Raw genomic sequence first — 20201 nt, 5'->3', positions numbered from 1 at the left:
CAACACCAAACTCAGTCCAGCCCACTGAACTCCACCACCGGCATCGTCCGCTTCATCAAGACCTTGCCATCGCGCACCGAGTACAGCGGCAACCCCTGGCTGCGGATCATTTCGTAATCACTCTCCGCCGACAGAATCAGCAGGTTCGCCGGCCGCCCGCGCTCCAGGCCATAGCGATCGCCGAGGTTCATGGCTCGGGCGCTATTGTCCGTCACCAGGTCCAGCGCACTTTGCAGGTTGCGATAACCGAGCATGTGGCAGATGTGCAGGCCGGCTTCAAGAACCCGCAGAATGTTGCCGTTGCCCAGCGGGTACCACGGATCGACGATGGAGTCCTGGCCGAAGCACACGTTCATGCCTGCTTCCAGCAACTCGTTGACCCGGGTCACGCCCCGGCGTTTCGGGAAACTGTCGAAGCGACCTTGCAGGTGGATGCTTTCGGTGGGGCAGGAGACAAAGCTGATCCCCGAATGCCCGAGCAAGCGAAACAGTTTGGCGCAGTAGGCGTTGTCGTAGGAGCCCATGGCCGTGGTGTGGCTGGCCGTGACCCGCGAACCCATGTCGCGGCTGCGGGCCTCTTCGGCAAGCACTTCGAGAAAGCGTGAATGCGGGTCGTCGGTTTCGTCGCAATGCACATCCACCAGGCAACCGCTGCGTTCGGCCAGGTCCATGAGAAACTTCACCGAGCTGACGCCCTGATCGCGGGTGTACTCGAAATGCGGAATGCCACCTACCACGTCGGCGCCCATGCGGATCGCTTCTTCCATCAATTCGCGACCATTGCGGTAGGACTCGATGCCTTCCTGAGGGAATGCGACGATTTGCAGGTCGACCAGGTGCCGGCTTTCCTCGCGTACTTCGAGCATCGCCTTGAGCGCGGTCAGTTGCGGGTCGGTGACGTCGACGTGGGTGCGCACATGCTGGATGCCGTGGGCGGCGAGGGTCTGGATGGTTTTCTTTGCCCGGGCCTTGGTGTCTTCCTGGGTGATGGTCGCCTTGCGTTCGCCCCAGCACTCGATGCCTTCGAACAGCGTGCCGCTCATGTTCCAGCGCGGCTCGCCGGCGGTCAGGGTTGCGTCGAGGTGGATGTGCGGCTCGACAAAAGGCGGCACCACCAGGTTGCCGCCGGCATCCAGATCGTCAGGACCCAGGGTCGGGGCTTCGATCTGGCGGCCGATGCTGCTGATCAGGCCGTTTTCCAGGTTCAACTCATGCAGGCCTTCCTGGTTGCGCAGACGGGCATTGATGATGTGCATCGGGCAGATCCTTTTGGCGAATCGTTTAGGCAATACTCTTACGTTAGCTCGCCAGCGGCGATTCCCGCCAGTGACATTGATCACCACCGTTCAAATGTGGGAGCGGCGGTGCGGCGATCCGACTTGCTCGCGAAGACGGTGTGTCAGCTACATAGATGCTGGATGTACTGCCGCTTTCGCGAGCAAGCCCGCTCCCACAGGGGATTGGGTTTGTTCTGGAGGATTACTGCAGGGGCAAAAACCGCAGCAGCGCCGCGACTACCGATTCGGGCGCGTCTTCCTGAACCAGATGACCGGCGTTGGGAATCGGATAAAACCGCGATCCGGGAATCATCTGCTGCAAGGCCCGACCGCGTTCGATGGGAATCCACTGGTCATCTTCACCCCAGAGAATCTGCACCGGGCAGCGAATCGTCGAGTACAGGCCCTCGGCCTCGCAGGTATAACGCTCGTTCATCTGCGCGATCTGCCGGTAGAACGCCGCTTGCCCCGGCTCTCCCAGCCACGGCTGAACATAGGGGGCGAGTTCGTGGTCCGGGATTTTCCGCTTGATCGCCCCGCGGATGTAAGCCGGCACGATCGCTTGCTGGATGTAATCGGGCAGTCCGCTGAAGGCGGCTTCATGCTGGCGCACATGCTGCACGAACGGCGAACCCCAGGGCGTGAGCGCCACCGGGTCGATCAGTGTCAGGCTGCGGTAATCCTTGCCGTTTAGCAGGTGCGTTCGCAGGGCTGTGGCACCGCCAAAGTCATGGGCCACCACGTCGGGGCGATCCAGGCCCCAATGATCCAGCAACTGCGTCAGCAATTCGTTCTGCACACCCAGGGACACGTCACCATCAACTTTCTCGGATTGCCCGTAGCCCAGCAAATCGAAATAGTGCACCCGGTGCGTGGTGATGAAGTGCGGGGCAATCCGGTGCCAGACATAAGAGGAGAAGGGCGTGCCATGCACGAACACCAGCGGCGGGCCGTCGCCGCGCACGGCGTAGCGCACGGAGTGCCCTTTGAAGCGGTAGGTCTGGGGCAGTGGCCAGTCAGTCATAGGTGTGTCCTCTTGGCGGGTGCGAGGCAAAAAGCATAGGCATAAAAAAACAGCCGATGAAGGCTGTTTTCTTTTTCTCTGACAAAACGCTGTTCCATTGTGGGAGCGAGCTTGCTCGCGATGGCGTTGTGTCAGTCACATCGATGTTGAATGTGGCGCCGTCATCGCGAGCAAGCTCGCTCCCACAGGGTTCTGCAATTGTCTGCCGGCTTATTCGCCGCGATAGATGCACCCGCTGGTGCAGGTCTCGTGGATACGGATCGCGCTGAGTTCCGGCAGCAGAGGCTTCAATTCCTGCCAGATAAACTTGGCCAGCACTTCGCTGGTCGGGTTTTCCAGGCCAGGAATGTCGTTCAGGTAGTTGTGGTCCAGACGCTCGTACAACGGCTTGAAGATCTCTTTGATTTCCGAGAAGTCGCGGATCCAGCCGGTGTGCGGGTCGAGGTCGCCGCTCAGGTGGATTGCCACTTTGAACGAGTGACCGTGCAGGCGCCCGCACTTGTGGCCGTCCGGTACGTGGGGCAGGCGGTGGGCGGATTCGAAGGTAAACTCTTTGAAAATTTCCACAGTATCTTCAGCTCTGTTCAGGTGGCGTTCGCCGCAGCGATTCGGGCAGGTGGCGAGTTTACCAGTTTGTCCTGACTAAAGGGTCAGCAAGCGCTCGCCCAGGCGACCGTTGGCGGCCAGTTCGAGGAATTCGTCGCCCAGGCGGCGGCTTTCGTCCATGGTCGTGCGCCAGTATTTCTGCCGGCTCGGGGCATCGCCCATGAAGCGCTTGAAGTCGTTACGGTCCGGCAGTTTGCCGTAGGGCAGGCGCGCCAGGTACTCCTTCGACGGCGCCAGCAACAGCACGTTCTGCAAGCGAGCCGGGCAGGCGCGGCGCCATGGCAGGGTCTTGTCGAACCAGCCGGGAATCACCCGGTCGGTGAAATGCGGGTAAAGCACGATGTCGTTGCCGCTGTATGGCAGGTCCAGGTGGTAATCCAGCAGACCGCCGTCGCGGAAGGTCCCGGCGCCGGCGCCCGGCAGGTCGCGCACGCCTTGCATCACCATCGGGATCGAGCCCGAGGCCAGCAGGGCCTGGCGCAAGTTGCCGGCATTGAGGGCGACGAAGCGCGACGGGAAGTCATTCAAGGCATTGACTGGCGGCGCCAGGCGCGGGTCGTGGATGATCAGGCGTTCGAAGTGTCGTGCCAGCCGCGCCCGGCCGCGCAGGTTGTCGGCGATGACCGACGACAGGCCCAGCCCGAGGCGGCCGCGATGATCGTCGGCCAGCAGGCCGTGGCTTTTGACCACCATGATGTTCAGGCGGTAATGGTTGTTGTCGAGGATCGAGGCATCGCGACCGTCGAGCAGGTCATTGAGCATGCGCTGTGAGCTCTGGCTGATCTGCGCCATGGTCACGCCCTTGGCAAAGTGTTGCTCGGTATACAACTGCCCGAGACGCCGGATGCCTTCGGCGGCGTCCGGCAGGCAGGCGCTGGCGAAGCGCCAGGAACCCACCGATGCGCCAATCAGCGAGCGTTCCCGCGGTGCCGCCGGCAGCCACTCGCCGAACAGCGCCAGGTCCAGACCCTGAATCCCCAGCGCCTTCGGACCGCCAGCGGCGCCAGGCAAGGTGCCGACGTCGGCGGCGTTCAAGCCGCTGTCACGAATGCGCGCAAAGGCACCTGGACCGGCCTTGAGGGTCAGGGAGGGGAACTTGATGTGGATGGCGGTCATTAAAGTCTCGAAGTCTGTTCAGCGGGCAGATTATGTGGGAGCGGGCTTGCTCGCGAAAGCGGTGTGACCGTCAACATGGATGGCGACTGACACGGCCTCTTCGCGAGCAAGCCCGCTCCCACAGGGCATTTGCGGTGTTGCCGATGATGGCAATTCAGTTTCAATTAAGTTCATCCGGTTAAGGTGGCGCCCACAGGCAGCACCTGAAGAAATACGGAGACACCCATGAAAATCCTGACCGCCCTGTTCACCGCGTCGATCCTCGGCATGACCGCAAGCCTCGCCTACGCCCGGGAACTTGGCCCGGATGAAGCGCTGAGATTGCGCGACGCTGGTACCATTGTGTCGTTCGAGATACTCAATGCCAACGCGGTGGCCAGGCATCCGGGTTCCACCGTCAGTGAAACCGAGCTGGAACAGCGTTATGGCAAATACCTGTACAAGGTCGAGCTGCGCGATCCTCAGGGCATCGACTGGGATGTGGAATTAGACGCTGTCAGCGGGCAGGTTCTCAAGGATCATCAGGATTCGTAATGAAGGTGTTTTTATTCAAGCGATGCACCGGTAGCCGGATGGCGCTGTTGCTTCTGGCGTTTTGCTCGGCAGTGTTGGCCCGCGACCTGGATCAGGATGAGGCCCTGAGCCTGCGTCAACAGGGCGTGATCCTGCCGCTGGAGCAACTGCTGCAGCAGGCGATGGGTCACTACCCCGGTGCGAAGCTGCTGGAAGCCGAGCTTGAAGAAAAACACGACGTCTACATTTATGAAGTCGAGCTGCTGACCCCTGAGGGCGTGGTCCGCGAACTGGGCATCGATGCTACCACCGGCCGTTTACTCAAAGACAAGGAAGACTGATCCATGCGTTTGCTCCTGGTGGAAGACCATGTGCCCCTGGCCGACGAACTGCTGGCCGGCCTCAATCGCCAGGGGTATGCGGTGGACTGGCTGGCCGATGGTCGCGATGCGGTACATCAGGGCAGCACCGAGCCTTACGACCTGATCATCCTCGACCTCGGTTTGCCCGGCGTGCCGGGGCTTGAGGTGCTGGCGCAATGGCGCGCGGCGGGGCTGGCCACGCCGGTGCTGATCCTGACGGCCCGAGACTCCTGGGCCGAACGCATCGAAGGCCTCAAGGCCGGCGCCGACGACTACCTGACCAAGCCATTCCATCCCGAAGAGTTGTTTTTGCGCATCCAGGCGTTGTTGCGCCGCTCCCATGGCCAGGTCAACCAGCCAACGCTCAAGGCTGCCGGGTTGCATCTGGACGAAGGTCGCCAGTGCGTTGTGCGCGACGGTGCGGACATTCAACTGACCGCCGCGGAGTTTCGCCTGTTGCGTTATTTCATGCTGCACCCCGAGCAGATCCTCTCCAAAAGCCACCTCGCCGAACACCTCTACGACGGTGAAACCGAGCGCGATTCCAATGTGCTGGAAGTCCACGTCAACCACTTGCGCCGCAAGCTCGGCAAAAGTGTGATTGAAACCCGTCGCGGCCAGGGTTATCTGTTCGGCGGGCAAGCCCGGTGAGATCGATCCAGCGCCGCTTGAGCCTGGGCCTGATCAGCGTGATGGTGGTCGTTGGCCTGGTGCTGGCGCAAACCAGCCTGTGGCTGTTCGAATTGGGGTTGCAGCGCTACCTCGAAGCCGGGTTGCGCAATGACAGCGAGAACCTGCTGGCGGCACTGGTGCGCGGGCCGCAAGGCTTGCAACTGGATGAGCGACGCCTGTCACCCGCTTATCAACGGCCGTTCTCCGGGCATTATTTCCGCATCGATTTCGCCGACGGCCATTGGCGTTCCCGTTCTTTATGGGATCAGGAACTGCCGGTGCTCGATCACCCCGGCCTGCATGGCAACTTGCAACTGGGTCCGGAAGGGCAACAGTTACTGGTGCTGCGTACGGACTATCGACGTTCGGGGTTGCCGATCTCCATCAGCGTCGCCGAGGACTACACGCCAATTCGCGAAAGCTTCCGGCGCATGCAACAGCTCGGGTTTGGCCTCGGTTTGACGGCGCTGCTGCTGATTCTGCTGCTGCAACGGATTACCGTGCGCCGGGCCTTGCGTCCGCTGGAGCAGGCCCGCGAGCAGATTGCGCAACTTCAACAGGGCCAGCGTTCGCAACTCGATGATCAGGTGCCGGTGGAACTGGAACCACTGGTGGCGCAGATCAACCATTTGCTGGCCCACACCGAGGACAGCCTCAAGCGCTCACGCAATGCCCTGGGCAACCTTGGCCACGCCTTGAAAACTCCGCTGGCGGTGCTGTTGAGCCTGGCTTCAAGCGAGCAACTCGACGCGCACCCGCAATTGCGCAAGGTCCTCAAGGAGCAACTGGAGCAAGTCCAGCAACGGCTCAATCGGGAACTCAATCGTGCGCGGTTGTCCGGCGATGCGTTGCCGGGCGCACTGTTTGATTGCGATGCAGAACTCCCCGGGTTGCTGGCCACCCTGAACATGATCCATGGCGAACACCTGGCGCTGAGCTACCGCGCACCCACCGGCCTGCAATTGCCCTGGGATCGCGAAGACCTGCTGGAACTGTTGGGCAATCTGCTGGATAACGCCTGCAAGTGGGCGGATGCCGAGGTTCGCCTGAGTGTGGCCGAGACTGCAGAGGGCTTTGAACTCAACGTGGAAGATGACGGCCCGGGCATTCCCGAAGAGCGTCGCGATCAGGTGTTCGGCCGAGGTACGCGACTGGATGAGCAAACCCATGGGCATGGTTTGGGGCTGGGCATCGTGCGCGACATCGTCGATAGCTGGGGCGGCAAACTGTCGTTGCTGGAAAGCGAATGGGGCGGGTTGAAGGTCGTCATCGAGTTGCCTAAACATACTTGAAGTCACACCAGGAACCCTGTGGGAGCGAGCTTGCTCGCGATGGCAATCTGTCTGACACATTGATGTTGAATGTGCTGACGCTATCGCGAGCAAGCTCGCTCCCACAGTGGTTTTTCATGGCCGCCGATTATGAGTACACCCGGTTCCACAGGGTGAGGTGTCAGGTTTATGTGTGATGAATCTCCCGATCCTTGGTTTCCGGCATGAAGAAAATACCCAGCACCGCCGTCATCACTGCGATGACAATCGGATACCACAGCCCGTAGTAGATATCCCCCGTGGCCGCCACCATGGCGAACGCCACCGTCGGCAGGAAGCCACCAAACCAGCCATTGCCGATGTGGTAGGGAAGCGACATCGAGGTGTAGCGGATGCGTGCCGGGAACAGTTCCACCAGCCAGGCGGCAATCGGCCCGTAGACCATGGTCACGTAGATCACCAGGATCGTCAGCAGTAGCAACACCATCGGGTAGTTGGTCTTGGCCGGGTCGGCCTTTTCGGGGTAGCCGGCGTCCTTGAGGGCGGTGGCGAGGGTGGTGGCAAAGGCGTCGTTCCTGGCCTTGAAGTCGGCGGCCGGCATGCCGGTGCCCTCGAAGCTCTCGATCACTTTATCGCCAATGCGCACCTGCGCAACGGCGCCCGGCTCGGCATCCACGTTCTTGTAGGGTATTGCCCTTTTGGCCAGCACGGTCTTGGCCAAGTCACAGGAACTGGTGAATTTGGCCTTGCCCACCGGGTCGAACTGGAACGAACACTGGGCGGGATTGGCGACGACCGTGACCGGATTCTTCTCCTGCGCGATGAACACGTCGGGGTTACCGTACTGGGTCAGCGCATGGAAGATCGGGAAGTAAGTCAGGGCCGCGAGGATGCAGCCGGCCATGATGATGCCCTTGCGCCCGATACGGTCGGACAGGCTGCCGAAAATGACGAAGAACGGCGTGCCGATCAACAGGGAGCCGGCAATCAGCAGGTTCGCGGTTTGCGGTTCGATCTTCAGCGTCTGCAACAGGAAGAACAGCGCATAGAATTGCCCGGTGTACCAGACCACCGCCTGGCCGGCGGTGCCGCCGAGCAGGGCCATGATCACGATCTTCAGGTTCTCCCAGCGTGCGAAAGATTCAGTCAGCGGAGCCTTGGAAGACTTGCCTTCGGCCTTCATTTTCACAAACACCGGCGACTCGTTGAGCTGCAAGCGGATGTACACCGAGATAATCAGCAGCAGGATCGACAGCAGGAACGGAATCCGCCAGCCCCAGGCTTCGAAGGCTTCGGTGCCCAGAGTGGTACGGCAGGCGAGGATCACCAACAGTGAAAGAAACAGGCCGAGGGTTGCTGTGGTCTGGATCCACGAGGTGAAGAAGCCGCGTTTGCCCTTGGGCGCATGTTCAGCCACGTAGGTCGCTGCGCCGCCGTACTCACCGCCCAGCGCCAGGCCTTGCAACAGGCGCAGGCTGATCAGGATGATCGGCGCGGCGACGCCGATGGTCGCATAGCCGGGCAGCAAACCCACCACGGCCGTGGAGATACCCATGATCACGATGGTGATGAGAAACGTATGCTTGCGCCCGATCATGTCGCCCAACCGGCCGAACACGATGGCGCCGAAGGGCCGCACGGCAAAGCCTGCGGCGAAGGCGAGCAGGGCGAAGATGAAGGAGGTTGTTTCGTTGACACCGGCGAAGAAGTGCTTGGCGATGATCGCCGCGAGGGAGCCGTACAGGTAGAAGTCGTACCATTCGAACACGGTGCCCAGGGACGAGGCGAAGATGACCTTGCGCTCCTCCCGGGTGAGCCCGCGGTTGGGCGTGCTGCCCGTGGTTGCATTGTCGATTGCTGCCATGAGTATTCTCCGTCTTGCTCTTGTTGTAGGCCGGAGTTCCCACCAACACTTACCGTACCCAGGCCCTGGGGCTGAAGTCTTCGGATTACGTGGCTTGCATTCAGATTGACGCCAGAAGGCGCTGCAAGGTTCCATGAAGCATAATCGGCTTGCGGCAGATATCCACTTGCCATCATTTGATGAGTGGGTGCAGAAACAAATGTGGGAGCGGGCTTGCTCGCGAAGGCGGCGGCACATTCAACATCTATGTGTCTGATACACCGCTTTCGCGAGCAAGCCCGCTCCCACAGGGGATGTTGCCGGGTTTAAACGCGGAACTGATCCATCAGGTTCTGCTGCTGGTTCGCCAGGCTATTGAGCGACTGGCTGACCCGCGCCGATTCATTGGCCTGGCCCGACAGCGACTCGGTCACGTCGCGGATGGTCGCCACGTTGTTGTTGATCTCCTCGGCCACCGCGCTTTGCTCTTCGGCGGCACTGGCGATCTGCATATTCATGTCGTTGATCACGGTCACCGCATCACCGATCTGGCGCAGCGCCGTCACGGCCTGGCCAACCTGCTCGACACTGCCCTGGGCCTGACGATGGCTGTTGTTCATCGAACCCACCACCTCCTGGGTGCCGTTTTGCAGTTGTTCGATCACCAGACGGGTTTCTTCCACGGATTCCTGGGTACGCCGGGCCAGGTTGCGCACTTCATCGGCCACCACGGCAAACCCGCGCCCGGCCTCACCGGCGCGGGCCGCTTCGATCGCAGCGTTGAGGGCCAGCAGGTTGGTCTGCTCGGCAATCGCACGGATTACTTCCAGCACCGTGCCGATCTTCTCGCTGTTGGCCGCCAGGCCTTCGACCTGAACCATGGCCGCGCTCATGTCGGCGGCGAGGTTGTCGATGCTGGTGGTGGTGCGGTCGATCACGGTCAGGCCCTGACGGGTCGCCTGATCGGCATCGCGGGCGGCGTGGGCCGCCTGCGCGGCGCTGCGGGCGACGTCCTGGGCGGTGGCGCTCATTTCGTGGGAGGCGGTCGCCACCTGGTCCACCTGACGGTACTGCTGCTCCATGCCGGCGCTGGTCTGTGTGGCGATGGCGGACGACTGATCCGCTGTGCTGCGGGCGTCCTGCACCGAGCGCTTCACTTCGGCAATGATCGGTTGCAGCTTGTCGAGGAAACGGTTGAACCAGCCGGCCAACTGGCCCAGTTCATCCTGCTTGTCGTAGGCCAGGCGGCGGGTCAGGTCACCTTCGCCGCTGGCGATGTCTTCGAGCATGTGCGCCACGCCGAGGATCGGTCGGGTGACGCTGCGGGCCATCAGCCACACCAGCAGCAGACCGAGCAGCGCGGCGAGCACCCCCAGGCCGAGCTCGACCAGGGTACCGGCGGTGTTGCTGTCATCGAGTTGCTTTTTCAGGGCTTCGGCGGGGCCGACCAGGACTTTCTCCGGCACGTCGAGCAGCACGCCCCAGGATTTACCGTCGGGAATCGGCTGGAAGGGTGCCAGCACTTTCAGTTGCTGATGGCTGTGCAGGCTGGCGGTTTTGCTGCTGGCGGCGAGCATGCGCAGCAGTTCGGCGCCATTGGCCTTATCCACGGCGTCCAGGCGCTGGCTGAGTTTGCCGGCGTCCGGGCTGTAGCCGGCGAGCAGGCCGGCCGGGCTGATGATGCTGACGCTGGTCTGGCCGTCATAGAGCTTCTTGCTCGCGCCCAGGCTGACCGCTTGCAGGCTGTTGAGGTTGATGTCCACGGATAGCGAGGCGATCACCTTGCCGTTGATCATCAGCGGGAAAACGATGCTGGTCATCAGCACGTTCTGACCGTCGATCTCATAGAAGTAAGGTTCGATCACGCACGGCTTGAGCGTGGTGCGCGGACAGGTGAACCAGGCGTTGGCCGCTTCGCCGCTGGGGCCGGTGCTGGTGTCGGCCATGTCCTTTTCCGGCAACGCCATGGACGTTACCTTGCCCGGCGTCGGCTGCGACCAGTAGAGGGCGAAACGACCCTTGTCGTTGCTGCCAAGCTCGGCCTGGCCGGCGAACAGTTCGTCCTTGCCGTCCAGCCCATTGGGTTCGAACACCAGGGACAGGCCGAGCAGGTCCGGGTTGGCTTGCAGGGCTGACTTGACCTGGCGGGTCAGGTCTTCGCGCAGGTCGAAGGCATCGAGAAAGCGCTTCTCGGCCTGGTCACGCAGGAACAGCACCTGCCGGGAGAAACCGTGGCCGTACTGATAGGCGTCCATGAACTGCTGGCGTATCCCCAGCGCCTGGTTTTCGCCCTGGGACTCGATCCGGGCCTGGGCCGCCTCTGTCAGCATCTCCATGCTCGAGGCTTTCACCAGCTCGGAGCTGTGCTCCATGCGGTACAGCGAAAGACCCACCAGCAGGGTCACGATGCCCGCCAGGCACAGCCCGGCCAGCAGGGTGATTTTCCATTGAATGGAAAGTTGTCTGAGCGACATGGAGACGTCCTTATTCGATAAATATCTGAGACTTTGCACTGTAACGGCCGGGATTTTGGTTTCTTTATCCCGTCTATCGGCTATCAAACACTTCCCCCTGTAGGAGCGAGCATGCTCGCGATGGTCGTCAACGATGATGATGGAAACCTGATCCCCCCCGGTGCTCTCAGGTGCATCGCGAGCTCGCTCGCTCCTACAGGTCTTCACATGTCGTTACATCTCGACAGCGCCGAGGTGCTTTGACAAGGAGGTGACGCTGCGGCACAGTGCGCGCCCTCTAATAAAACCCATTCCTTAATCCGCTGGTGGCTCTTCGCAGACTGCCGGACGGAGTCTTTTCGTTTGTATCGAGGTAATGAAATGAATGCAGTAATTGCCGCGGTCGGCATCATGCTGATCCTCAGCCTGTCCCGCGTGCATGTGGTGATCGCCCTGATCGTCGGTGCGCTGGTCGGTGGCTTGACCGGTGGCCTGGGAATCGAGGCGACGCTCAAGGCTTTCAACAGCGGCCTCGGTGGCGGGGCGACGGTGGCGTTGTCCTACGCCTTGCTCGGCGCTTTCGCCGTGGCCATTGCCAAGTCCGGCATGGCCCATGCGCTGGCCGACAAGGCCCTGGCCATGGTCGATCGCCAGCACGCCAGCGGCGGTGGCCAGGTCAAGTGGCTGCTGATTGGCCTGCTCTGGGTCGTGGCCATCGCCTCGCAGAACATCTTGCCGATACATATCGCGTTTATTCCGTTGCTGGTGCCGCCGCTTCTTTATGTGCTGACCAAGCTGCAACTGGACCGTCGACTGATCGCCTGCGTCATGACCTTCGGCCTGATCACGCCCTACATGTTCCTGCCGGTGGGCTTCGGCAACATCTTCCTCAATGAGATCCTGCTGGCCAACGTCGCCCGCAGCGGCGTGGACATCAGCGGCATCAACGTGACCCACGCCATGGGCATTCCGGCCCTGGGCATGGTGGCGGGCCTGCTGATCGCGTTTGTCAGCTACCGCAAGAAGCGTGTCTACGACCTGGCGAAGATCGAACAGGTCGAGCAAGTGGCGGTGCAATACAACCCGCTGAGCCTGATGGTGGCCGGCGTGGCCATCGCGGCGGCGTTCATCATTCAGTTGTTGCTCGATTCGATGATCATCGGTGCGCTGGTCGGATTCCTGATCTTCTCGGTGTCGGGCATTGTCAAATGGCGTGACACCGACGACCTGTTCACCGAAGGCATGAAAATGATGGCGATGATCGGCTTCATCATGATCGCCGCCTCGGGGTTTGCCGAAGTGATGAAGGCCACCGGTGAGGTGCAGACGCTGGTCGAGTCGTCGGCGTCGTACATCGATCACAGCAAAGGCATTGGCGCCTTGCTGATGTTGCTGGTGGGGTTGCTGGTGACCATGGGCATCGGCTCGTCGTTCTCCACCGTGCCGATCCTGGCGGCGATCTTCGTGCCGCTGTGCGTGCAACTGGGCTTCAGTCCGTTGGCGATCGTGTGCATCGTCGGCACGGCCGGTGCCCTGGGCGACGCCGGTTCACCGGCTTCCGACTCGACCCTAGGCCCGACTTCCGGCCTGAACATCGACGGCCAGCACCATCACATCTGGGACACCGTGGTCCCGACCTTCCTGCACTACAACCTGCCGCTGCTGGCGTTTGGCTGGGTGGCGGCGATGGTCCTCTAACCCTGATACCCCTGTGGGAGCGGGCTTGCTCGCGAAGACGGCGGCACATCCAGCATCGATGTGTCTGGCACACCGCCTTCGCGAGCAAGCCCGCTCCCACATTGATCGCGTTCAACTTTTGACCCGGCGTGCCGTTAAAGCTTTTAACCACGCCAACAAAAATCAAAAGAGTGAACGTCATGCGCATGAGCCTCAAGGCAAAAGTCCTGTCCCTTGCCGTCCTCCCGGTGTTGCTGTTTGCGCTGGTCATCAGCCTGACCACGCTGTTCATTCTTCAGGATCAGGCGCGCAAGGAAGTCGAGCAGACCCGCGAGCGCCTGCTCAGCGATGCCAAGGCAACCTTGCAAAGCTACGTGGCCGTGGCCATGACCACGATCAAACCGCTCTACGACGCCGCCGCCCCCGGCGATGAGGCGGCGCGGGCCCAAGTGATCAAGCTGCTGTCGAGCATCACCTACGGCAAGGACGGTTACTTCTTCGGCTACGACTCCAACACCGTGCGCCTGTTCAAGGCCAATAGCCCCGAGGGCGTGGGCCAGAGCTTCAAGGACAACCGCGACCCGAACGGTGTCTACGTCAACCGCGACCTGGTGAAGGTCGCCAAGGACGGTACGCACTACCTGCAATACAGCTCGCCATTGCCTGGCAACACCCAGGTGCTGGTGCCCAAGCTCGGCTACACCGAATACCTGCCGAAGTGGGACATGGCGGTCGGCACCGCGGTCAACCTCGACGGCATCGAAGCACAAGTGGCCGTGGTCGAAGCCAAGGTCCAGGAGCGCATGCAAGGCATGGTGCTGAGTATCGTTGGCGTAGCAGTCGTGGTGCTGTTGGTGATCGCTGCTGCCGGGATGCTGCTGGCCAACACCATTGTGCGTCCGCTGCATCTGATGAAAGCCAACCTCGACGACATCGCGGCGGGCGAGGGCGATCTGACCCGCCGCCTGACCATCACCAGTCAGGACGAACTCGGTGAACTGGCCGGCTCGTTCAACCGTTTCGTCGACAAGATCCACGGCCTGGTACGGCAGATCACCGAAATGACCTCGCAACTGACCGGGCTGGTGAACCAGGTGTCCGACCAGGCCAACCGTTCGGACCAGGCCATGGAACGCCAGCGTCACGAAACCGATCAGGTGGCCACAGCGATCAACGAAATGTCGGCGGCGGCCCAGGAAGTGGCCAAGAGCGCGCAGAACGCCGCGGTAGCAGCCCAGCAGACCGACGAAGAAGGGCAGGCGGCCAAGCGTGTTGTGGCCGGCAGCATCGAGAAGATCCATGCCCTGGTGGACGACATCCGCAGCAGCGGCGTGTCCCTGGACAGCCTGCAAAAAGACGTGTCGTCGATTGTCAGCGTGCTCGGGGTGATCCGCTCGATTGCCGAGCAGACCAACCTGTTGGCGCTCAACGCGGCCATCGAAGCCGCCCGCGCCGGCGAGGCCGGGCGCGGCTTTGCGGTGGTGGCCGATGAAGTGCGGGCGCTGGCCAGCCGTACACAAATCAGCACCCAGGAAATCCAGGGCATGATCGACCGTTTGCAGGCCGGCACCCAGTCGGCGGTGGAGGCGATGCGTCGCTCCAGCGAGGCCGGCGACGGCACCTCGGCCCAGGCCAACGAGGCGGGGGCTTCGCTGGACACCATGGCTCAGCTGATCTCGACCATCAACTCGATGAACGCACAGATCGCCAGTGCCGCCGAAGAACAGACCGCCGTGGCCGAAGAGATCAATCGCAGCGTGCACCAGATTGCCGTGGCGGTGGACAGCGTCGCCGACGAAACCCAACTCGGCGCGCAAACCTCTCGCAGCCTGGCCGACCTCGGTCAGCGCCTGGGCAGCCTGGTCGGGCAGTTCCGTATCTGACGGAGCAGAGACAAAGCCTGTGGGAGCGAGCTTGCTCGCGATGGCGGCAGCACATTCAGCATTGATGTTGACTGAGCCACCGCTATCGCGAGCAAGCTCGCTCCCACAGGAACTGTGGGGTTCGGAACCTGCCGGGTAATCAGCCTGGACGGAGTTCCACGCACCTTTCGGCTCAACTCCTACACTTGGTAAGACGGGTTACATCGCAAGCCCCCGACGACCACTACCCAAGGAGTCAACCCCATGACCGACCGTAAATGCGATTGTCCGAAGTGTTCCTGCAAGCTCGGCGAGCACCCGATCGTGCGTCACGGCAAGCACTATTGCTGTGAAGCCTGTGCCAAGCATCACGAGCACGGCGAGGAGTGCGCTTCCCAAGGCTGCAAGTGTGCCCACTGAAAACCACGGCATACGCAAAAGTGGAGCCTAGTCCGGCTCCACTTCCAGCCTGAGGCTGTCATCTTCCAGGCGTTCGCTGTGGCGGACGGTGCCTTGCAAGCGCCGCCCTTCGACCCGCAGCACCAGGGTCTTGGCTTGCTCCAGATCTTCCGGCAGTGGCGCCGGGACGCGTATGGCGAAGCAGAATGGGTCATTTTCGACCTGTTCCAGTCCGACCCGGCACTCGGCGCTCCTGGTGATGCGGCCGCTCGGCGTGTCCAGATCGTAGTCCAGTTGCACAGGGCTGTTGACGGGTGTTGCGCTCATATCCCTTCCCCCGAACCTGATGGTTACCGGATATTAGTTCGCCGGCCGCCACTTGACGTTTTCCACGCCGAATTTTTCAGCCATCGGCTTGCTGGTCTTTTGCACCTTCTCGCGTCCGAATCGGGGGATTCGCCCCACCCCCGCGTCACAACTCGCCCAATGCCAGGCTTCTGCGTTATCCATTTTTTCCAGTCGGATGATGAATGATTTCGGAGCACCATGGAGGGTGTACTCGATGACGAATAATTTTGCACTGTTCATAAAGCCCCGGTTCCTCCCTGTTGTACATAAAAGGATCGCGCGCCATCAGAAAAATTCACTCGGATTGTCGGATACCGGCGGTTGCTGGCGACACGTTCGGCGCCTCGTTACCATGGAGCCTTCCCGTACCCAATGAACATAGACCATGGCCCTCGCCGCACCGCCTGACCTGAGTGACACCGATGTGCCTGTGCAACCGCTGGCCCGCACCTATCCGCGCGGGTTGTACATCGAGCCCCATGAGCACGTCTGGGGCCAGTTGCTGTATGCGATGAGCGGGGTGATGTGGGTCGAGACGCCGCATGAGGCGCTGGTGGTGCCTCCGCAACGGGCGGTGTGGTTGCCGCCCGGCGTGCCGCATGGCATTCGTGTGGTATCGGACCTGCAAATGCGCAATATCTACCTGCGACCGTCCCTGGCGGCGACCCTGGATGACAGCGTTCAGGTGATCGAGGTCGGGGGTTTGTTGCGCGAACTGATCGTCGGGCTGGTGGAGCAGGGTAACGACGGGGCGCCCGAGTATTACGACGCGCTGGTGGGCCTGGCGCTGCTGGAACTCAAGCGGGCCAGGCGTTCGCTGCTGAAAATTCCGCTGCCGGACGATTCCGACCGACGGCTGATGAACCTGTGTCAGGCGGTCATGGCCGCGCCTTCACTGGACATTTCTTTCGAACAACATGCGGATAACGCTGGAGCCAGCGTGCGCACCCTGGCGCGGTTGTTCAAGGATGGTTTGGGCATGGGCTTCGCCGAGTGGCGGCGTCAGGTGCAATTGGCGACGGCGGTGGCCGAGCTGATCCAGGGCGTACCGGTCAGCGCGATTGCCCGGGAGCTGGGATATTCTCCGAGCAGCTTCAGCGACATGTTTCGTCGTGAGCTGGGCGTTGCCCCTTCGCAGTTTCCTGCGGCGCAACGCCAGGACTGATTTCGTCGAAGCCAGGCTTTGGCCGAAATTCAGAAGCACTTGACCGATGATCAAAGGCGTCGCCCCCTAGACTTGGCGCATACCTCAATTGCCCCGGAGTCTGCCATGAACTACCTCGTGTCATTGGCCATCGGTCTGGGCGTCGGTCTGCTCTACGGCGCCCTGAATTTTCGTTCTCCCGCACCCCCGGCCATCGCCCTGGTGGGCCTGCTCGGCATGCTCGCCGGCGAAAAACTCTGGCCGATGGGGCGGGGGCTGGTGGCTGGCTGGATCTCCTGAACCCTTTTCGACTCGATGGATACGCCCATGAAAGCTCTGCAATTCGATAAAACCGGTGATCTCTCGGCCCTGCGCTACGTTGAGGTGCCTACCCCCGTTCCCGGCGCCGATGAAGTGCTGGTCGAGATCAAGGCCGCGGGTCTCAACCCCAGTGATGTGAAGAACGTGCTGGGGCGTTTTCCCTACACCACCCTGCCGCGGATTCCCGGTCGTGACTTTGCCGGTGTTGTCGTGGCCGGCCCGCAGTCGATGATCGGTCGGGAAGTCTGGGGCACGGGCAAGGAACTGGGCTTTTTCGCCGACGGTTCCCACGCGCAGTTCGTCAAGCTGCCGGCCAACGGCGTGGCGCTCAAACCTACGCATCTGAGCTTTGCCCAGGCCGCCAGCCTCGGCGTGCCGTACACCACGGCGTGGGATGCGCTGGAGCGCAGCCTGGTGACGGCCGAAACCCGATTGCTGGTCATCGGTGGCGGGGCAGTCGGCAGTGCCGCGCTGGCCTTGGCCAAGGTGCGCGGTGCCCGGGTGTTGGCGGCCGCGCGGCGTCCGGAGCAGGTCAAGGATTTGCAGGACCAGGGCTACCAGACCCTGCAACTGGATAAACCCGAAGACCTGGGCGCACAGGTCAACGCGGTGTATGCCGGCGGCGCCGACGTGATTTTCGACACCACCGGTTTCTGGCTGCCGGCCTCGGTAACGGCCCTGGCCGCGTTCGGCCGCATCGCGATCATCGCGGCACCCGTGGACGGTCACGTGCAGTTGCCGGCCCTGGCGTTGTATCGCAAGGGGGGCTCGGTTGTGGGGATCAACTCGTTGCTGTACGGGGTGCAGGCGTGTGCGGCGATGCTCGAACAGTTCGGCCGGTTCTTCGATCAAGACCTGTTGCCGTTGCCCCAGGGCTTGTTCGAGTCGCCATTGGCCGAAGGCCTGGAGCGTTATGCCGAGGTGAATCAGGGCAGTGGTGACAAAGTGATTCTATTGCCATAACCGCGATCAATGTGGGAGCGAACTTGCTCCGGGCGGCGTTCCGACGATGGCGGAGTATCAGCCGGCATGGATGTCGGCTGTGAAGGCCTCTTCGCGAGCAAGCCCGCTCCCACAAGGTCCATGGCCGCGCAACGCCTTGCGCATGCCTCGCTCTGCTAGAATCGGCCCATTGACCCAATGAGGTACCCCTATGAGCGAGCCGATTCGCCTGACTCAATACAGCCACGGCGCTGGATGCGGTTGCAAGATTTCTCCCCAGGTGCTGGAAGTGATCCTGGCCGGCAGTGGGGCGCAGAACCTCGACCCGAAACTTTGGGTCGGCAATGCCTCGCGCGATGATGCGGCGGTGTATGCAATCGATGATGAACGCGGCGTGGTCTCGACCACCGACTTTTTCATGCCGATCGTCGACGATCCCTTCGATTTCGGTCGAATTGCCGCCACCAATGCCATCAGCGACATCTATGCGATGGGCGGCGATCCGTTGATGGCGATTGCGATTCTGGGCTGGCCGGTGAACGTGCTGGCTCCGGAAGTTGCCCGGGAAGTGATACGCGGCGGTCGTTCGGTGTGTGACGCGGCGGGCATCCCGTTGGCAGGTGGGCACTCCATCGACGCGCCAGAACCGATCTTTGGCCTGGCCGTCACCGGTCTGGTGGAAAAGCGCCACATGAAGCGCAACGACACCGCCACGGCCGGTTGCCTGCTCTACCTCACCAAGCCCCTGGGGATCGGCATCCTTACCACGGCCGAGAAAAAGGGCAAATTGCGCAACGCCGACATCGGCCTGGCCCGGGACTGGATGTGCACCCTGAACAAGCCCGGCAGCCGTTTCGGCAAGCTCGACGGTGTGACCGCGATGACTGACGTCACCGGTTTCGGCCTGCTCGGGCACCTGGTGGAAATGGCCGACGGCAGCCAGCTCACGGCGCGCATTGAATATGACCGCGTACCGCGCCTGCCGGGGGTGGAGTATTACCTGGAACAAGGCTGCGTACCGGGCGGGACTCTGCGCAATTTCGACAGCTACGCCAGCAAGCTCGGACGCCTTCAGGAGCTGCACAAACGTGTGCTTTGCGACCCACAGACCAGCGGTGGCCTGCTGATTGCCGTGACGCCTCAAGGCAACGAGCAATTCCTCTCGGTGGCCGCCGAACTGGGCCTGAGCCTGGAACCGATCGGTGAACTGGTCGAGCGACAGAGCAACGCAGTCGAGGTGTTTTGATGTTCGTCGACTGCACTGATTACCGCGACATCTTCCTCAACGACCGTCCCATGATGGACGCCCGCGCGCCGGTCGAATTCAACAAGGGCGCGTTTCCCGGCGTGATCAACCTGCCGTTGATGAATGACCATGAACGCCAGCGGGTCGGCACCTGCTACAAGCAGCACGGCCAGCAAGCGGCTATCGTGCTGGGGCATCAACTGGTGTCGGGCGCGGTCAAGGCCGAACGCATCCAGGCTTGGGCCGATTTTGCCCGGGCGCATCCGGATGGCCTGCTGTATTGCTTTCGCGGCGGCCTGCGCTCGCAGATTGTCCAGCAATGGCTCAAGGACGTGGCCGGCATCGACTATCCACGGGTGGGCGGTGGCTACAAGGCCATGCGCACCTTCCTGCTGGACACCCTCGATCAAGCCGTGACCCAGTGCAATTTCGTCTTGCTGGGCGGGATGACCGGCACCGGCAAAACCGAGGTGCTCACGCAACTCGACAATGCCGTGGACCTTGAAGGTCATGCCAACCATCGCGGCTCCAGTTTCGGCAAGCGCGCCACGGGCCAACCCTCGAATATCGACTTCGAAAACCGCTTGGCCGTAGACGTACTGAAAAAACGCGCCCGGGGCATCGAGCAGTTCGTACTGGAAGACGAAAGCCGTGCGGTGGGCAGTTGTGCCTTGCCGTTGCCGCTTTACCAGGGCATGCAGCAGTTTCCGATGGTGTGGCTTGAAGACAGCCTGGAAGGGCGGGTCGAGCGGATCCTGCGCGATTACGTGGTGGATCTGTGTGCCGAATTCATCGACGTGCATGGCGAGGAAGGCTTTGCGCTGTTTTCCGAACGCTTGCTGGCAAGCCTGAACAATGTGCAGAAGCGCCTGGGTGGCGAACGTCATCGGCGCATGCTGGTTCTGATGGAGGATGCGTTGGCCGAGCAGGCCCGCAGTGGCGCGGTGGATCTGCACCGGGGCTGGATCGAAGGCCTGCTGTGCGAGTATTACGATCCGATGTATGCGTTTCAGCGGGAGAAGAAAGACGCGCGGATCGAGTTTTCCGGGGAGCGGGGGGCGGTTCTCGAGTATCTGCGTGAGCGAGTGAAGCAGAAGGCTTGAGGGTGCTTTTGCCGGCCCTTTC

Annotated in this window: 20 protein-coding genes; 12 read left to right on the top strand and 8 right to left on the bottom strand. The window is 61.9% G+C overall.

Going from position 1 to position 20201, the window contains the following annotated elements; translation table 11 throughout:
• Positions 1-11 precede the first annotated feature (11 nt).
• The 4 genes from codA to PspS34_RS19095 form a co-directional block, all read right to left on the bottom strand.
• A complete protein-coding gene (codA, locus tag PspS34_RS19110; protein ID WP_057713996.1) occupies positions 12-1256 on the bottom strand; it encodes a cytosine deaminase in 1245 nt (414 codons plus the stop codon).
• A 223-nt stretch (positions 1257-1479) separates the two neighbouring features.
• Positions 1480-2301 (bottom strand): alpha/beta hydrolase, encoded by an 822-nt coding sequence (locus tag PspS34_RS19105; RefSeq protein ID WP_154861438.1) that lies wholly within the window; start codon positions 2299-2301, stop codon positions 1480-1482.
• Between the two features lie 210 nt (positions 2302-2511).
• Entirely contained in the window at positions 2512-2868 is a 357-nt protein-coding gene (queD, locus tag PspS34_RS19100) for a 6-carboxytetrahydropterin synthase QueD (protein ID WP_008021670.1), read from the bottom strand.
• 75 nt (positions 2869-2943) lie between these two features.
• Positions 2944-4023, bottom strand: coding sequence for a patatin-like phospholipase family protein (locus PspS34_RS19095; protein ID WP_150814160.1), 1080 nt, complete (start codon positions 4021-4023; stop codon positions 2944-2946).
• Positions 4024-4248: 225 nt separating this feature from the next.
• Between PspS34_RS19095 and PspS34_RS19090 the strand changes: the two genes are divergently transcribed.
• The 4 genes from PspS34_RS19090 to PspS34_RS19075 are packed head-to-tail and all read left to right on the top strand — an operon-like array spanning position 4249 to position 6862.
• On the top strand, positions 4249-4557 hold the full coding sequence (locus PspS34_RS19090) for a PepSY domain-containing protein (protein ID WP_154861437.1): 309 nt from the start codon (positions 4249-4251) through the stop codon (positions 4555-4557).
• Positions 4557-4877: a PepSY domain-containing protein gene (locus tag PspS34_RS19085; protein ID WP_057714000.1), complete on the top strand. Its 321-nt coding sequence runs from the start codon at positions 4557-4559 to the stop codon at positions 4875-4877. The genes PspS34_RS19090 and PspS34_RS19085 overlap by 1 nt, the downstream gene beginning before the upstream one ends.
• 3 nt (positions 4878-4880) lie before the next feature.
• Positions 4881-5549, top strand: coding sequence for a response regulator transcription factor (locus PspS34_RS19080; RefSeq protein WP_057714001.1), 669 nt, complete (start codon positions 4881-4883; stop codon positions 5547-5549).
• Complete coding sequence (locus PspS34_RS19075; RefSeq protein WP_150814159.1) at positions 5546-6862, top strand: sensor histidine kinase; 1317 nt, start codon at positions 5546-5548, stop codon at positions 6860-6862. The genes PspS34_RS19080 and PspS34_RS19075 overlap by 4 nt, the downstream gene beginning before the upstream one ends.
• Before the next feature lie 166 nt (positions 6863-7028).
• Here the strand turns inward: PspS34_RS19075 and PspS34_RS19070 are convergent, their stop codons facing one another.
• Positions 7029-8705, bottom strand: coding sequence for an MFS transporter (locus tag PspS34_RS19070; protein ID WP_154947332.1), 1677 nt, complete (start codon positions 8703-8705; stop codon positions 7029-7031).
• 305 nt (positions 8706-9010) lie between these two features.
• The gene (locus PspS34_RS19065; protein WP_154861436.1) at positions 9011-11158 is read right to left on the bottom strand and encodes a methyl-accepting chemotaxis protein; all 2148 of its coding nucleotides are present in this window, start codon (positions 11156-11158) and stop codon (positions 9011-9013) included.
• Positions 11159-11518: 360 nt separating this feature from the next.
• On the opposite strand from PspS34_RS19065, the gene PspS34_RS19060 reads away from it, so the two are divergent.
• The 3 genes from PspS34_RS19060 (at position 11519) to PspS34_RS19050 (ending at position 15096) form a co-directional block, all read left to right on the top strand.
• Positions 11519-12835: a Na+/H+ antiporter NhaC family protein gene (locus PspS34_RS19060; protein WP_056722503.1), complete on the top strand. Its 1317-nt coding sequence runs from the start codon at positions 11519-11521 to the stop codon at positions 12833-12835.
• A 179-nt stretch (positions 12836-13014) separates the two neighbouring features.
• Positions 13015-14697: a methyl-accepting chemotaxis protein gene (locus PspS34_RS19055; RefSeq protein WP_154947333.1), complete on the top strand. Its 1683-nt coding sequence runs from the start codon at positions 13015-13017 to the stop codon at positions 14695-14697.
• A gap of 243 nt (positions 14698-14940) precedes the next feature.
• Positions 14941-15096: a metallothionein gene (locus PspS34_RS19050; protein ID WP_150814244.1), complete on the top strand. Its 156-nt coding sequence runs from the start codon at positions 14941-14943 to the stop codon at positions 15094-15096.
• Between the two features lie 27 nt (positions 15097-15123).
• On the opposite strand, the gene PspS34_RS19045 is transcribed toward PspS34_RS19050, so the two are convergent.
• Positions 15124-15402, bottom strand: coding sequence for a hypothetical protein (locus PspS34_RS19045; protein ID WP_154861433.1), 279 nt, complete (start codon positions 15400-15402; stop codon positions 15124-15126).
• A 33-nt stretch (positions 15403-15435) separates the two neighbouring features.
• Positions 15436-15663, bottom strand: a complete 228-nt coding sequence (locus tag PspS34_RS19040) for a DUF6555 family protein (protein ID WP_057714008.1) — start codon at positions 15661-15663, stop codon at positions 15436-15438.
• Positions 15664-15808: 145 nt separating this feature from the next.
• Here PspS34_RS19040 and PspS34_RS19035 point away from each other — a divergent pair, with 145 nt between their 5' ends.
• The 5 genes from PspS34_RS19035 to mnmH all read left to right on the top strand — a co-directional run bounded on the left by PspS34_RS19035 (position 15809) and on the right by mnmH (position 20179).
• Positions 15809-16588 carry a helix-turn-helix transcriptional regulator gene (locus PspS34_RS19035; protein ID WP_154861432.1) on the top strand — a complete coding sequence of 260 codons (780 nt, stop codon included), beginning with the start codon at positions 15809-15811 and terminating at the stop codon, positions 16586-16588.
• A gap of 105 nt (positions 16589-16693) precedes the next feature.
• Positions 16694-16867: a DUF1427 family protein gene (locus PspS34_RS19030; RefSeq protein ID WP_154861431.1), complete on the top strand. Its 174-nt coding sequence runs from the start codon at positions 16694-16696 to the stop codon at positions 16865-16867.
• Positions 16868-16894: 27 nt separating this feature from the next.
• Complete coding sequence (locus PspS34_RS19025) at positions 16895-17851, top strand: zinc-binding alcohol dehydrogenase family protein (RefSeq protein ID WP_154947334.1); 957 nt, start codon at positions 16895-16897, stop codon at positions 17849-17851.
• Positions 17852-18041: 190 nt separating this feature from the next.
• Positions 18042-19076 (top strand): selenide, water dikinase SelD, encoded by a 1035-nt coding sequence (gene selD, locus PspS34_RS19020; protein ID WP_057714011.1) that lies wholly within the window; start codon positions 18042-18044, stop codon positions 19074-19076.
• Entirely contained in the window at positions 19076-20179 is a 1104-nt protein-coding gene (gene mnmH, locus PspS34_RS19015; protein WP_154861429.1) for a tRNA 2-selenouridine(34) synthase MnmH, read from the top strand. Before selD ends, mnmH begins: the two co-directional genes overlap by 1 nt.
• Positions 20180-20201 lie beyond the last annotated feature (22 nt).

The organism is Pseudomonas sp. S34, assembly GCF_009866745.1.
GTDB classification, from domain to species: domain Bacteria; phylum Pseudomonadota; class Gammaproteobacteria; order Pseudomonadales; family Pseudomonadaceae; genus Aquipseudomonas; species Aquipseudomonas jessenii.
Note: the sequence above shows the minus strand (reverse complement) of the source record. Positions and strands in the feature narration are given on the sequence as shown.

What these genes read in the sequence shown, in the direction of transcription:
- selD (WP_057714011.1), top strand. Translation starts at nt 18,042, where the DNA reads ATGAGCGAGCCGATTCGCCTGACTCAATACAGCCACGGCGCTGGATGC.
- PspS34_RS19070 (WP_154947332.1), bottom strand. Translation starts at nt 8,705, where the DNA reads ATGGCAGCAATCGACAATGCAACCACGGGCAGCACGCCCAACCGCGGG.
- PspS34_RS19050 (WP_150814244.1), top strand. Translation starts at nt 14,941, where the DNA reads ATGACCGACCGTAAATGCGATTGTCCGAAGTGTTCCTGCAAGCTCGGC.
- PspS34_RS19060 (WP_056722503.1), top strand. Translation starts at nt 11,519, where the DNA reads ATGAATGCAGTAATTGCCGCGGTCGGCATCATGCTGATCCTCAGCCTG.
- PspS34_RS19035 (WP_154861432.1), top strand. Translation starts at nt 15,809, where the DNA reads ATGGCCCTCGCCGCACCGCCTGACCTGAGTGACACCGATGTGCCTGTG.
- PspS34_RS19025 (WP_154947334.1), top strand. Translation starts at nt 16,895, where the DNA reads ATGAAAGCTCTGCAATTCGATAAAACCGGTGATCTCTCGGCCCTGCGC.
- PspS34_RS19055 (WP_154947333.1), top strand. Translation starts at nt 13,015, where the DNA reads ATGCGCATGAGCCTCAAGGCAAAAGTCCTGTCCCTTGCCGTCCTCCCG.
- PspS34_RS19030 (WP_154861431.1), top strand. Translation starts at nt 16,694, where the DNA reads ATGAACTACCTCGTGTCATTGGCCATCGGTCTGGGCGTCGGTCTGCTC.
- codA (WP_057713996.1), bottom strand. Translation starts at nt 1,256, where the DNA reads ATGCACATCATCAATGCCCGTCTGCGCAACCAGGAAGGCCTGCATGAG.
- PspS34_RS19085 (WP_057714000.1), top strand. Translation starts at nt 4,557, where the DNA reads ATGAAGGTGTTTTTATTCAAGCGATGCACCGGTAGCCGGATGGCGCTG.
- PspS34_RS19045 (WP_154861433.1), bottom strand. Translation starts at nt 15,402, where the DNA reads ATGAGCGCAACACCCGTCAACAGCCCTGTGCAACTGGACTACGATCTG.
- PspS34_RS19090 (WP_154861437.1), top strand. Translation starts at nt 4,249, where the DNA reads ATGAAAATCCTGACCGCCCTGTTCACCGCGTCGATCCTCGGCATGACC.
- PspS34_RS19105 (WP_154861438.1), bottom strand. Translation starts at nt 2,301, where the DNA reads ATGACTGACTGGCCACTGCCCCAGACCTACCGCTTCAAAGGGCACTCC.
- PspS34_RS19080 (WP_057714001.1), top strand. Translation starts at nt 4,881, where the DNA reads ATGCGTTTGCTCCTGGTGGAAGACCATGTGCCCCTGGCCGACGAACTG.
- PspS34_RS19095 (WP_150814160.1), bottom strand. Translation starts at nt 4,023, where the DNA reads ATGACCGCCATCCACATCAAGTTCCCCTCCCTGACCCTCAAGGCCGGT.
- mnmH (WP_154861429.1), top strand. Translation starts at nt 19,076, where the DNA reads ATGTTCGTCGACTGCACTGATTACCGCGACATCTTCCTCAACGACCGT.
- PspS34_RS19065 (WP_154861436.1), bottom strand. Translation starts at nt 11,158, where the DNA reads ATGTCGCTCAGACAACTTTCCATTCAATGGAAAATCACCCTGCTGGCC.
- PspS34_RS19040 (WP_057714008.1), bottom strand. Translation starts at nt 15,663, where the DNA reads ATGAACAGTGCAAAATTATTCGTCATCGAGTACACCCTCCATGGTGCT.